Origin of the sequence: Phytobacter sp. SCO41, from assembly GCF_003073275.1 — a bacterium.
Lineage (GTDB): Bacteria > Pseudomonadota > Gammaproteobacteria > Enterobacterales > Enterobacteriaceae > Phytobacter > Phytobacter diazotrophicus.
The window spans coordinates 2,935,141-2,948,086 of the sequence record NZ_CP027225.1; the positions used below are offsets into that span (position 1 = coordinate 2,935,141).

A 12,946-nucleotide genomic window follows, 5' to 3' on the forward strand; every position below is an offset into this window, starting at 1 on the left:
CCGTGCCGCCATGAAATCAGAAAATTTATTCATAGGATATATGAGATGAGGTGCACTTCGGCAGATATCAACGGTAGCGAGGCGAATGCCCCGCCGCCAGAAGGTTTATTTGGAGGTAACGACAGGCTTATTCAGACCGGCTATACCGCCCATATTGATGACATGCTGGTAACCCATTTGCTGTAATGCCTCCTGGGCCAGCGTCGCCTGACGCCCGGAATTGCAGTACAGGTACAGGGTGTCCTCTTTTGCCAGTGGCGAGAAGGTTCCGGCCTGAATCTCACTGAGCGGTATGTTCAGTGCGCCCTGAATATGTTCGTGCTGATACTGCTCCGGGATCCGTACGTCGATCCAGTGCTCCGCGGCAAAAGTGGGTGTGCTGGCAGCGAGCGCAGCGGCGATAACCGTTTGTTTTAACATCTTTCCTTCCTTTGGTTTTGTTAATTCCTTCGCCAACTATACGCCCGGCTACAACCCGGTTGTAGCGCTGTTATCGCATTTTGCGCACGGGTTACTTCATAAAGCGTTTCGAGAATCGGCTCGCCGCGCGATTGAGCAACGGTTCAAGCGCAAAAGCCAACAACATTTTTACCGGGCGTCGCGCCACCGATTTCACCGCCCAGCCTGCAACTCCTGCCGGGCCATAGCGCAACGCGGCCAGCAGGACAACTTTCCCGGCGATTTTCATCCCCGGTTTAACTTTCTGTGTAGCCTGTCGCCAGGTTGCCATTGCCTGATACCTCTTCATTAAAGCTGTCGGAAACGACTGCGCAGAGAGAACGTGTCGGAGGTGACATAACGCTCCATCTGGCGCAGACGACGCTCACCGGCTTCCAGTTCCGCGTCCACGGCATCCAGAAGCTGGCTGCTGGTTGGGGTATTTTCGGCATCCACTGCGCTCTCCGGCATCGGGTCCAGAACGAAGGTCATAACGATATAGACCACCACTACCGGGAAAAATAGCCCGAACAGCATGGCCAACACTGTTATCAAACGGATCAACTTCACTGGTACATCCAGGTAATGCGCAACACCGGCGCATACCCCTTTCACCATGCCTTCCTGCGGGATACGCCATAACTTTTTATTGCTGTTTAAACCTGCCATCAGCGATCTCTCCAGTTCGGATGCTCTGCATCAAGAATGTCTTCCAGCGCCTGAATACGTTCACGCATTCGCCGTGCATCGTCGGTCAGTTGCATCAGCCGTTGCTGCTCACTTTGCGGTAGTTCACCGCGTGAGGTACGGTTGTTGTAATGGAGCCATAACCAGACCGGCAAAATAAACAGAACGAATAACGTCAGGGGAATGGCCAGAAAAAGCGCGCTCATGTGTACTCCTTACAGGTGATAATGGGGCGACATCTCCCGATGCCGCCTGCAATGTCTTGCAAAAATGTTATTGATTATCTTGTTTCATTTTTGCTTTCAGTTGCGCCAGTTGTTCGCTGATTTCGTCATCCGCTTTCAGTTCAGAGAACTGCTGATCCAGCGTTTTGTGTTTACCAAAACCATGACTTTCCGCTTCGGCTTCCATCTGGTCAATACGACGTTCGAAAGACTCAAAACGGGCCATCGCTTCATCAATCTTGCCGCTATCAAGCTGGCGACGCACATCGCGGGACGAGCTCGCCGCCTGGTGGCGTAAAGAGAGCGCCTGCTGGCGTGCGCGCGTTTCGCTGAGTTTGCTCTCCAGCTCGCCAATCTCTTTTTTCATCCGGGCGAGAGTTTCATCAACCTGCACCACTTCCTGCTCCAGCGTATCGATAAGCGCCGTCACTTTCTGCTTCTCGATCAGCGCCGCACGCGCCAGATCGTCTTTATCTTTGCGCAGAGCCAGCTCGGCTTTTTCCTGCCATTCAACCTGTTGCGCGGTCGCCTGCTCAACGCGGCGTACGAGCTGTTTTTTCTCTGCCAGCGCACGGGCTGAGGTTGAACGTACTTCGACCAGCGTGTCTTCCATTTCCTGAATCATCAGACGCACCAGCTTTTGCGGATCCTCAGCGCGCTCCAGCAGCGAGTTGATGTTGGCGTTCACGATGTCGGCAAAACGAGAAAAAATACCCATAATCTGTTCCTCTTAATTTCTGTAATCGGGCCTTGCCCTGCTCTCAGGTATTACAATCTTCGTGCCAATTTTTTAATTTATTGATTTTAAAAGAAACACTCTATTTTACCGTTGCGTATTTTTAGTTTAGAGTGGTGAATAACGCTAACAAGTGGCGAAATTCATCATGGCTGAACAAAGAGACAATCTGCTGGGCGAGTCCAACAGCTTTATTGAGGTGCTGGAACAGGTTTCGCGTCTGGCGCCGCTCGATAAACCGGTACTTATCATCGGTGAACGCGGCACAGGGAAAGAGTTAATCGCCAACCGTCTGCACTATCTGTCGAGCCGCTGGCAAGGGCCGTTTATCTCCCTCAATTGCGCTGCCCTCAATGAAAATCTGCTTGATACCGAGCTGTTTGGCCATGAAGCGGGCGCCTTCACCGGTGCGCAAAAACGTCATCCAGGTCGATTTGAGCGCGCCGACGGCGGCACCCTGTTTCTTGATGAGCTTGCCACCGCCCCGATGCTGGTTCAGGAAAAACTGCTGCGCGTGATTGAATACGGTGAGCTGGAGCGCGTCGGCGGCAGCCAGCCTCTGCAGGTGAATGTACGCCTGGTGTGCGCCACCAACGCCAACCTGCCGGAGATGGTTTATAAAGGCACTTTCCGCGCCGACTTACTGGACCGTCTGGCCTTTGATGTGGTGCAACTTCCCCCGTTACGCCAGCGCCAGAGCGATATCATGCTGATGGCGGATCACTTTGCCATCCAAATGTGCCGCGAACTTAAATTGCCGCTGTTTGCCGGATTTACAGAGCGCGCGCGCGAAACATTGATGCGTTATAACTGGCCGGGGAATATTCGCGAGCTTAAAAACGTCGTTGAACGCTCGGTTTACCGGCACGGGACAAGCGAAACGCCACTTGATGAGATCATCATTGACCCCTTTAACAACGAGACGCCAATCGTTGAAGCGGTTTTGCCTGAGTCGGGCGGTTTACCGACGCTGCCTGTCGACCTCCGCCAGTTCCAGCATCAGCAGGAACGCGAGTTACTGGTAAACAGCTTGCAGCAGGCAAAATTTAATCAGAAACGGGCGGCGGAGCTGTTGGGGTTGACCTATCACCAGTTGCGGGCGCTGCTGAAAAAGCACCAGATAAGCTGAAATCGCTGACAATAACAGCAGTCGTTATCAGACATTTGTACGAAGCTATGGCAAGTGCGATACACTTTGCACATGAACCTAAAATCGTTGAATAAAACATGCGTCTGCTTTCCCCTTTCCTGCTAATCACCGCGAGCCTGTGGGCCGGTATTGCGCACTCTGCTTCACCGCAGGCGGCGACTGCCGATATTCGCGACAGTGGCTTCGTTTATTGCGTCAACGGGCAAGTGAGCACGTTTAATCCACAGAAAGCGGGCAGCGGCCTGATTGTCGATACGCTGGCAGCGCAACTTTATGACCGCCTGCTGGACGTTGACCCCTATACCTACCGCCTGGTGCCCGAACTGGCGGAAAGCTGGGAAGTGATGGATAACGGTGCGACCTACCGCTTCCACCTGCGTGATGGCGTTGCTTTCCAGACGACGCAGTGGTTCAAGCCCAAACGTAATTTCAACGCAGACGATGTCGTTTTTACCTTTCAGCGCATTTTTGATCGCGACAACCCCTGGCATAACGTTAACGGCACCAACTTCCCATATTTCGACAGTCTGCAATTCGCTGATTCTGTGCAAAGCGTGCGTAAGCTCGATAGCCACACCGTCGAGTTTCGTCTGCGCCAGCCAGACGCCTCCTTCTTATGGCATCTGGCGACCCACTACGCCTCGGTGATGTCTGCGGAGTATGCGGCAATGCTGGCAAAATCCGACCGTCAGGAACTTCTTGATCGCCAGCCCGTCGGCACCGGACCGTTCCAGTTAGCAGAGTACCGCGCCGGGCAGTATGTCAGGTTACAACGTCACGCCCATTTTTGGCGTGGCACACCGCTGATGCCACAAGTGGTGGTGGATCTGGGTTCCGGTGGTACAGGCCGACTCTCGAAATTATTGACCGGTGAGTGCGATGTGCTGGCCTGGCCTGCCGCGAGCCAGTTAACGATTTTGCGTGACGATCCGCGCCTGCGCCTGACCCTGCGTCCGGGCATGAATATCGCCTATCTGGCGTTTAATACTGACAAAGCGCCGCTCAATAACCCGGAAGTTCGCCATGCGCTGGCCTTATCGATTAACAACCAGCGCCTGATGCAGTCCATCTATTACGGCACGGCTGAAACGGCGGCATCGATTTTACCACGCGCGTCCTGGGCTTATGACGGTGAAGCCAGGGTTACCGAATACGATCCGGAGAAAGCGCGAAAGCGTCTTAAAGAGTTGGGGCTGGAAAACCTGACGCTGCATTTATGGGTGCCGACCACCTCGCAGGCCTGGAACCCCAGTCCGCTCAAAACAGCAGAACTGATTCAGGCCGATATGGCGCAGGTTGGCGTGAAGGTGGTGATTGTTCCCGTTGAAGGCCGTTTCCAGGAGGCGCGTCTGATGGACATGAATCATGACCTCACCCTCTCTGGCTGGGCAACCGACAGTAATGATCCGGACAGTTTCTTTCGTCCGTTATTGAGCTGCGCGGCTATCGATTCCCAAACCAATTTCGCCCACTGGTGTAACCGCGAATTTGACAGCGTCCTGCAAAAAGCGCTGGCGTCGCAGCAGCTTGCCTCGCGCATTGATGCCTACGATGAGGCGCAAAATATTCTGGCGCAGGAACTGCCGGTACTGCCGCTCGCCTCATCGCTTCGTCTGCAGGCCTATCGCTACGATATTAAAGGGCTGGTGCTGAGCCCGTTTGGCAGCGCCTCGTTTGCCGGGGTGACGCGGGAAAAAGAAGAAGAGGTGAAAAAACCATGATCATTTTTACCTTACGCCGCCTGTTGCTCCTGCTGGTGACGCTCTTTCTGCTGACTTTTATCGGCTTTAGTTTGAGCTATTTCACCCCCCATGCGCCATTGCAGGGCGCCTCGCTGTGGAACGCCTGGGTTTTTTGGTTTAACGGGCTACTGCACTGGGATTTTGGCGTGTCGAGCATCAATGGTCAGTTGATTTCTGAACAACTGAAAGAGGTTTTCCCGGCAACCATGGAACTGTGCATCCTCGCCTTTGGCTTTGCCTTGCTGGTGGGTATTCCCATAGGCATGATGGCAGGAATTATGCGCAATAAGTGGCAGGATAAATTGATAAGCGCCATCGCCCTGCTCGGCTTCTCCATTCCTGTATTCTGGCTGGCGCTGCTCTTAACACTGTTCTTCTCGCTGACTCTGGGCTGGCTGCCGGTTTCTGGCCGCTTCGATCTGCTCTATGAAGTGAAGTCTGTTACCGGGTTCGCTATCCTCGATGCATGGCTTTCTGATTCGCCGTGGCGTGACGAGATGATTATCAGCGCCATCCGTCATATGGTGTTGCCAGTTCTGACACTCGCGGTTGCTCCAACCACCGAAGTCATTCGTTTAATGCGTATCAGCACCATCGACGTTTTCGACAAAAATTATATTAAGGCCGCCGCCACGCGTGGTATGTCACGCCTGACTATTTTGCGCCGCCACGTTCTGCATAATGCCCTGCCGCCGGTCATCCCACGCCTGGGATTGCAGTTTTCGACCATGCTGACGCTGGCGATGATTACCGAAATGGTGTTCAGTTGGCCAGGCCTGGGGCGCTGGGTCATCAACGCAATCCGCCAGCAAGATTATGCGGCAATTTCTGCCGGGGTAATGGTGATAGGCTCACTGGTTATCATCGTGAACGTGCTTTCTGACATTCTGGGCGCACTGGCGAACCCGTTGAAACATAAGGAATGGTATGCCTTACGATAGCGTCTATAGCGAAAAGCGCCCGCCCAGCACCCTGCTCACCGCGTGGCGAAAATTCTATGGCGACACGCCGGCAATGATCGGCCTGTACGGCTGTGCGGCGCTGGCGGTGTTATGCGTGTTCGGTGGCTGGTTTGCGCCCTACGGCATTGATCAGCAATTTTTGGGCTACCAATTGTTGCCGCCGTCCTGGTCACGCTATGGCGAGGTCTCTTTCTTTCTCGGCACCGATGACCTGGGGCGCGATGTGTTAAGCCGTTTACTGAGCGGCGCGGCCCCCACTGTCGGGGGCGCGTTTGTGGTGACGCTCGCCGCCACGCTCGTTGGGCTGGTGTTGGGCGTCTTCGCCGGGGCGACCCATGGTCTGCGCTCTGCGGTACTCAACCATATTCTCGACACCCTGCTCTCTATTCCGTCTCTGCTGTTGGCCATCATTGTGGTGGCCTTCGCCGGGCCGCACCTTTCTCATGCCATGTTTGCCGTCTGGCTGGCGCTTCTGCCGCGCATGGTGAGGTCGGTTTACAGCCTGGTGCATGATGAACTGGAAAAAGAGTACGTTATTGCCGCCCGTCTTGATGGCGCATCCACGCTGAATATTCTGTGGTTTGCCGTGCTGCCAAACATGACCGCCGGGCTGGTCACCGAAATTACCCGTTCGCTATCGATGGCCATTCTGGATATCGCGGCGCTGGGCTTCCTCGATTTAGGCGCACAGCTCCCTTCCCCGGAATGGGGCGCCATGCTCGGTGATGCACTGGAACTCATTTATGTTGCCCCCTGGACAGTAATGCTACCGGGTGCTGCAATTATGTTGAGCGTCTTGTTAGTCAATCTGCTGGGCGATGGTATTCGCCGCGCGATTAATGCGGGGGTGGAATAATGCCACTGCTGGATATTCGCAATCTGACCATTGAAGTGAAGACCGGTGACGATTGGGTTAAGGCCGTTGACCGGGTCAGTCTGACGCTGGCCGAAGGGGAAATCCGCGGTCTGGTGGGTGAATCCGGTTCCGGTAAGAGCCTTATCGCCAAAGCCATTTGCGGGGTGACGAAAGAGAACTGGCGGGTGACCGCCGACCGTATGCGTTTTGATGATATCGATCTGATGCGGCTTTCCGCGCGCGAGCGCCGCAAGCTGCTTGGCCATAACGTCTCCATGATTTTTCAGGAGCCGCAGTCGTGTCTCGACCCGTCTGAACGAATTGGCAAACAGTTGATGCAAAATATCCCCGGCTGGACGTGGAAAGGCGGCTTCTTCCGTCGTTTTGGCTGGCGCAAACAGCGCGCTATTGAGCTGCTGCACCGGGTGGGCATTAAAGATCATAAAGACGCGATGCGCAGCTTCCCCTATGAGCTGACCGAAGGGGAATGCCAGAAAGTGATGATCGCTATCGCACTGGCCAACCAACCACGCCTGCTGATTGCCGATGAACCGACAAACGCCATGGAGCCGACAACGCAGGCGCAAATCTTCCGTCTGTTAACTCGACTAAACCAGAACAACAACACCACCATTTTGTTGATCAGTCATGACTTGCAGATGCTGAGTAAATGGGCCGACCGCATTAATGTCATGTACTGTGGGCAAACCGTGGAGACCGCACCAAGCGAAGAACTGGTGACGACACCGCATCATCCCTATACCCAGGCGTTGATTCGCGCCATTCCTGATTTTGGCAGTGCCATGCCGCATAAAAGCCGCCTGAACACCATGCCGGGTGCCATTCCGTTGCTCGAACATCTGCCGATCGGCTGTCGCCTTGGGCCGCGCTGTCCTTATGCCCAGCGTAAATGTGTAGAAAGACCGCGTCTGAGTGGTGCGAAAAACCATCTGTATGCCTGTCATTTCCCGTTGAATATGGAGAGAGAGTGAGATGGTTGAAACGCTGCTCGAAGTGCGCAATCTAAGTAAGACGTTCCGCTATCGTACCGGGTGGTTTCGTCCACAAACCGTGGAAGCGGTTAAATCGCTCAGTTTTACCCTGCGTGAGAAGCAAACGCTGGCCATTATCGGCGAGAATGGCTCTGGCAAATCGACCCTGGCAAAGATGCTGGCAGGCATGGTGGAACCGTCCACCGGTGAGTTATTGATTGACGATCATCCTCTGCATTACGGCGACTATTCATTTCGTAGTCAACGTATCCGCATGATTTTCCAGGACCCGTCGACCTCGCTAAACCCGCGTCAGCGCATCTCGCAGATCCTCGATTTCCCGCTACGTCTGAACACAGACCTGGAGCCGGAGGCGCGGCAAAAACGCATCTATGAAACGTTGCGCATGGTTGGCCTGCTGCCCGATCACGCCAGTTACTATCCTTACATGTTCGCGCCGGGGCAAAAACAGCGTCTGGGGCTGGCTCGCGCCTTAATATTGCGCCCGAAGGTGATTATTGCCGACGAAGCGCTGGCGTCGCTGGATATGTCAATGCGCTCGCAACTGATTAACCTGATGCTGGAATTACAGGAAAAACAGGGTATTTCGTATATTTATGTGACCCAGCATATCGGTATGATGAAACATATCAGCGATCAGGTTCTGGTGATGCATCAGGGTGAAGTTGTTGAACGCGGAAGTACCGCGAGCGTGCTGGCTTCGCCGCTTCACGATCTGACTAAGCGCTTGATTGCCGGACATTTTGGCGAGGCGCTGACCGCCGATGCCTGGCGGCAGGATCGCTGATAATGCGTAGGGCGCTCTTCGCGCCCGGCAAATAGTTCCATGATGATTTTCATTTGAGGCTATTGGTTATTTGCCCGGATTTTATCAGGTAAATATGTCTGACCATCTTTATTATTCTGAAAGGGGTTGTGCAGCGTTATCGGCCCGTTCCGGCGGACCGATTTTTCTTCTGCCATACATCATTGATAATTGGCCAGGATTTCTACCAGGCCATTCGCCGGTCCTGGTTGTACTGTACCCGTTGTGCGAATATACCGGGCGGCCATTTTTATCGTACCGTCCCCCGACACGGCATTACTGCCTTTGGCGTAAGGTCCGGCGGCAAAATTACTGCTTATGCCGCTCGCATTAGTCGGCGTATTGAGCTGTACCGGTTTCGCTGGTGTCTGACCCTGGCTGCCGTAATCTCCCCAGGCAAGCTGAATACCTACCCCCTGCGCCCCGGAGCCGTCGAGTTTGAAAATGCCTTTGGAAGCATTAACCACACCATCACGCGGCTTAACGGTGACCATCACGGCACTGTTTCTTGTTATAGTCGTAGGGCTGGAAGGGTTTGAATAATAGCCCCAGGCATCCGGGCAACGTAACTGAAAACTGGCATCCACCCATGCGGTGCCATATCCCTCGGCAGAATTCGCCGGGATATTACGCTTGCCCATTTGTACGGTTTTTGACGTATTGACAAATTCACAGGTACCGGAATAGACGGATGTTGTAATTTGCGGATATTTAATGATGTCCGTTAGACATAACCTGGGGTTGGTTCCTGTTGAAAGAGAACTACAACGATCTATCACATCGCCAGCCGAGCTAGCTCCAACCCCCTGTGCGATAGCTGGCCCCTGAATATTTAATAAACCGAATGGTAGTGAATCTGCTGCCGCCGAATAACGCCACAGACGTACGTCGACCCATACATGGACGTTAGTTGTGTTTACATTTGCTATATATTTAGTCAGCGCGGTTGGTGTTATTGGACTTCCTTTGGATTCTGAACTGGGGTCTGCATCATTATAGGAGATACCAATACCGTCAACCGACGTTTTGTAAATTCGATAATTCGCATATTGTCCCGAACAAACTTCGACTGCTGAACTCGATGACCTTTCTATAAGTGTATAATAGGCTACCTTTCCGCTTCCATCATTTTTCGTTGCAACGGTTCCGCCCATGTCGATTGAATTAACACTGCCTATCATTGCGCAATTCGACAGACCACTTCCCAGCGTAACTTTGTTTGTGAGATTGACACTGTAAGATCTTGTGACTGTCCCTGTTACAACGATATCAATATCTTCCGCATAAACTGTCTTCCCAGTTAACATCAGCATCACATTTATTACTGTTATAAATTTTCTCATAGTGAACTCCTTGCTTTTCAGGTACCATCCATTGAGGTGAATATACAATAGTTCATCATGGATAGATATTAGATCCATCCAGAATGAGGACACCCAAACAAAAAAAATAGATCTTTTTAATTAGTTTTTTACATAGAACAAGATCATGTAATTCACATAAAGAATGCATTAAGCGAAAATTATCAAACATATTAATCTTTGAATATGATAAGCATTAAAATCCGGTTTATGTAAAGAGTGTATTTTTCCATTGGTGCTGAAAGTTAAACGTCGTCAGAAAAACTGAGCAAAATCAATTTTGCCTTTCTTCACAGCCAATTCAGTGTCACAAACCTACAAATTAGAGGTGAATGAGAAGAAACTAGTAACATAACGACATATTCTTCACAAAAGCGTCTCGTGAAAAAGTATACTTGATAAATTAAAACGTTTTCTATCCCAATAAAATATCATTGCCCTTTAAAAGAACATGGACAGATATCACCCAGATGTCTCATTCATATGGCTCCACTTATATTTCCATTTTTCCCGCTGGTTGGATGACCCGAAATGACAGAGTGATGATATACTTTTGCGGTATCGAACTGTTAATGAGTCAGTCTTATACATATCCTTGGGCGTGTCCTGCCATCACGGAAAAAACGTGACACCGACGGCGGCTGCTGGGATAATTCGGTTTCGTTTTGATTTATGTTGAAATGGCAATCATAAGCTGTTGATTGTTAAAGTAAATAAAAGCAATGACTATAAGGATTAAAGCTATGGGTTTTCTTACCGGTAAGCGCATTCTGGTAACGGGTGTTGCCAGCAAACTTTCCATCGCCTACGGTATCGCGCAAGCTATGCACCGCGAAGGCGCTGAACTGGCGTTCACTTATCAGAACGACAAACTGAAAGGCCGTGTGGAAGAGTTTGCCGCTCAACTGGGTTCCAGCATCGTACTGCCATGTGACGTTGCGGAAGATGCCAGCATCGAAGCCCTGTTCAGTGAACTGGTTAAAGTATGGCCGAAATTTGACGGTTTCGTTCACTCCATCGGTTTTGCGCCGGGCGACCAGTTGGACGGTGACTACGTAAATGCCGTAACCCGCGATGGCTTCAAAATCGCACATGACATCAGCTCCTACAGCTTTGTGGCACTGGCTAAGTCCTGCCGCGAAATGCTGAACCCAGGCTCCGCACTGCTGACTCTGTCCTACCTGGGCGCAGAACGTGCTATTCCTAACTACAACGTTATGGGTCTGGCAAAAGCCTCTCTGGAAGCGAACGTTCGTTACATGGCGAACGCGATGGGCCCGGAAGGTGTTCGTGTTAACGGTATCTCTGCTGGCCCGATCCGCACCCTCGCGGCATCTGGTATCAAAGATTTCCGTAAAATGCTCTCCCACTGCGAAGCAGTTACCCCGATTCGCCGCACCGTTACCATTGAAGATGTCGGTAACACCGCTGCGTTCCTGTGTTCTGACCTGTCCGCAGGTATTTCCGGTGAAGTTGTTCACGTTGATGGCGGTTTCAACATCGCTGCAATGAATGAGCTGGAACTGAAATAATCGCCCTCGCCCCCTGCCACAGGGGGCGCATTTCATTACCCCTTTTCCCCTTTGCATTCCCGCTTGTCCCCCACATCCTGCACTCTGTGTGTTTTAACGTTATATATATCTTTCTGATATTTATTATCACGTAACATTCTTTCATCCCTTCCACCGCTTACGCCAGGATAAAACAGCGAAAAAGATCCGCGTACCAGCATAACGACGAGTCCGGATCGCCACTTTTAGACCAAGGAACGACCATGGAACAACGCCGTGTTTCCGGCAAAAGCCACTGGTATCATGAAACCCAGTCGAGCGCCCGTCAGGCTCAGGCGCTACCCTTAGTTCCCGAAGCAGCCACTGTTGACGACCCGTTTCTGTTAAACCTCACCCTGCCCGATGCATTAATTCAGGCGTGCAACAGTTGGCTGATGCCAGCACGAACACTGTACAAATTCCTGTTTCCCCAGCGCGTAACGGTCAATCGCCTGCACACATTCAGCGCCTACGACCGCCTGAGTACTGCACTGACTGTCGCTCAGGTATATGGCGTGCAGCGCCTGTGTAATCACTATGCCGCACGTCTGGCCCCCCTTCCCGGCCCGGACTCTTCGCGGGAGAGCAATCGACGTCTGGCGCAAATTACGCAATATGCCCGCCAGCTCGCGCTGTCACCTGGCGTTATTGACGCCCGTGCCCGCCAGCAGCTTGATGACGTGGGATTAACAGAATACGACATTATTTTGATGGGCCAGGTTATCGGTTTTATTGGTTTTCAGGCGCGCGCCATCGCCACTTTTCAGGCGCTACAGGGACAGCCTGTGCGCTGGATCCCCGGCATGGAAATGCAGCAAGAGGCCGAACATGCCTTGTTTGACGCAACGCAAGCACAGTGGACGCCAGGCATTGCGCCGGTGGATTTACGCACCGCCAGCGCACGTCAGATGGAATCACTTGCCAACTGGCAACCGTTGCCTGCTTTTCAGCTTCTCGCGCCCGTACTGGCCCATGAGTACCCCTCACTGGATGCGCTGGGTGAAATTTATAGCGGCGCGCTCCCGGCGCTGGTGGACGACAACATTACACAACTGGTCACTCTCTACACTGCACGTATAAATGGTAGCGTAAATTGCTTTAGCGAAGCCTGGCAACGCTGGCACGGTGATGATGACCTTGCCGAAGCGGTGCGGAATGGTGATCGGGTACTGAAATGCCTCGGACAAACTCGCGAGAAAGAAGGTGCCATTGTGCAAGCTGTTCAGATGTTGACCTGCGCGCCCGACCGTTTTAGCCCGGCGCATTTTGCTCAGTTGAAAGAGAATGGCATTAACGAAGCATCAGCCATTGGATTGCTTATCTGGTGCGCGTTATGCGGCTGGTTAAACCGTCTGAAAATTGCCCTCGGTGACATCGCCTGATTCTGCTACAAGCGCCCTTACCCGGCATGTGGCTTTCTGC

14 protein-coding genes are annotated in these 12,946 nt (G+C 52.4%); 8 read left to right on the forward strand and 6 right to left on the reverse strand.

Annotation, left to right across the window (positions count from 1 at the left end; translation table 11 throughout):
* Positions 1-105: 105 nt before the first annotated feature.
* From pspE to pspA, 5 genes are all read right to left on the reverse strand, one after another.
* The gene (pspE, locus tag C5523_RS14210; protein ID WP_039076957.1) at positions 106-420 is read right to left on the reverse strand and encodes a thiosulfate sulfurtransferase PspE; all 315 of its coding nucleotides are present in this window, start codon (positions 418-420) and stop codon (positions 106-108) included.
* Positions 421-511: 91 nt separating this feature from the next.
* Positions 512-730, reverse strand: a complete 219-nt coding sequence (pspD, locus tag C5523_RS14215; RefSeq protein WP_039076956.1) for a phage shock protein PspD — start codon at positions 728-730, stop codon at positions 512-514.
* A 17-nt stretch (positions 731-747) separates the two neighbouring features.
* Positions 748-1,107: an envelope stress response membrane protein PspC gene (gene pspC, locus C5523_RS14220; RefSeq protein ID WP_071194094.1), complete on the reverse strand. Its 360-nt coding sequence runs from the start codon at positions 1,105-1,107 to the stop codon at positions 748-750.
* Positions 1,107-1,331 (reverse strand): envelope stress response membrane protein PspB, encoded by a 225-nt coding sequence (gene pspB / locus C5523_RS14225; RefSeq protein ID WP_071194093.1) that lies wholly within the window; start codon positions 1,329-1,331, stop codon positions 1,107-1,109. The genes pspC and pspB overlap by 1 nt, the downstream gene beginning before the upstream one ends.
* A gap of 67 nt (positions 1,332-1,398) precedes the next feature.
* On the reverse strand, positions 1,399-2,067 hold the full coding sequence (gene pspA / locus C5523_RS14230; protein ID WP_039076953.1) for a phage shock protein PspA: 669 nt from the start codon (positions 2,065-2,067) through the stop codon (positions 1,399-1,401).
* Positions 2,068-2,233: 166 nt separating this feature from the next.
* Here pspA and pspF point away from each other — a divergent pair, with 166 nt between their 5' ends.
* From pspF to sapF, 6 genes are all read left to right on the forward strand, one after another.
* Positions 2,234-3,214, forward strand: a complete 981-nt coding sequence (gene pspF / locus C5523_RS14235) for a phage shock protein operon transcriptional activator (protein ID WP_039076952.1) — start codon at positions 2,234-2,236, stop codon at positions 3,212-3,214.
* Between the two features lie 98 nt (positions 3,215-3,312).
* Positions 3,313-4,956: an ABC transporter substrate-binding protein SapA gene (gene sapA, locus C5523_RS14240; RefSeq protein WP_039076951.1), complete on the forward strand. Its 1,644-nt coding sequence runs from the start codon at positions 3,313-3,315 to the stop codon at positions 4,954-4,956.
* Positions 4,953-5,918, forward strand: a complete 966-nt coding sequence (sapB, locus tag C5523_RS14245) for a putrescine export ABC transporter permease SapB (RefSeq protein ID WP_071194092.1) — start codon at positions 4,953-4,955, stop codon at positions 5,916-5,918. The genes sapA and sapB overlap by 4 nt, the downstream gene beginning before the upstream one ends.
* The gene (sapC, locus tag C5523_RS14250; RefSeq protein ID WP_039076949.1) at positions 5,905-6,795 is read left to right on the forward strand and encodes a putrescine export ABC transporter permease SapC; all 891 of its coding nucleotides are present in this window, start codon (positions 5,905-5,907) and stop codon (positions 6,793-6,795) included. The genes sapB and sapC overlap by 14 nt, the downstream gene beginning before the upstream one ends.
* The gene (gene sapD / locus C5523_RS14255; protein WP_039076948.1) at positions 6,795-7,787 is read left to right on the forward strand and encodes a putrescine export ABC transporter ATP-binding protein SapD; all 993 of its coding nucleotides are present in this window, start codon (positions 6,795-6,797) and stop codon (positions 7,785-7,787) included. The genes sapC and sapD overlap by 1 nt, the downstream gene beginning before the upstream one ends.
* A 1-nt stretch (position 7,788) precedes the next feature.
* Positions 7,789-8,595, forward strand: coding sequence for a putrescine export ABC transporter ATP-binding protein SapF (gene sapF, locus C5523_RS14260; RefSeq protein ID WP_039076947.1), 807 nt, complete (start codon positions 7,789-7,791; stop codon positions 8,593-8,595).
* 179 nt (positions 8,596-8,774) lie between these two features.
* Here the strand turns inward: sapF and C5523_RS14265 are convergent, their stop codons facing one another.
* The gene (locus C5523_RS14265) at positions 8,775-9,956 is read right to left on the reverse strand and encodes a fimbrial protein (protein WP_172960895.1); all 1,182 of its coding nucleotides are present in this window, start codon (positions 9,954-9,956) and stop codon (positions 8,775-8,777) included.
* Between the two features lie 761 nt (positions 9,957-10,717).
* Here C5523_RS14265 and fabI point away from each other — a divergent pair.
* Entirely contained in the window at positions 10,718-11,506 is a 789-nt protein-coding gene (gene fabI, locus C5523_RS14270; RefSeq protein ID WP_039076945.1) for an enoyl-ACP reductase FabI, read from the forward strand.
* Positions 11,507-11,748: 242 nt separating this feature from the next.
* Positions 11,749-12,906 (forward strand): CMD domain-containing protein, encoded by a 1,158-nt coding sequence (locus C5523_RS14275; RefSeq protein WP_079497519.1) that lies wholly within the window; start codon positions 11,749-11,751, stop codon positions 12,904-12,906.
* Positions 12,907-12,946 lie beyond the last annotated feature (40 nt).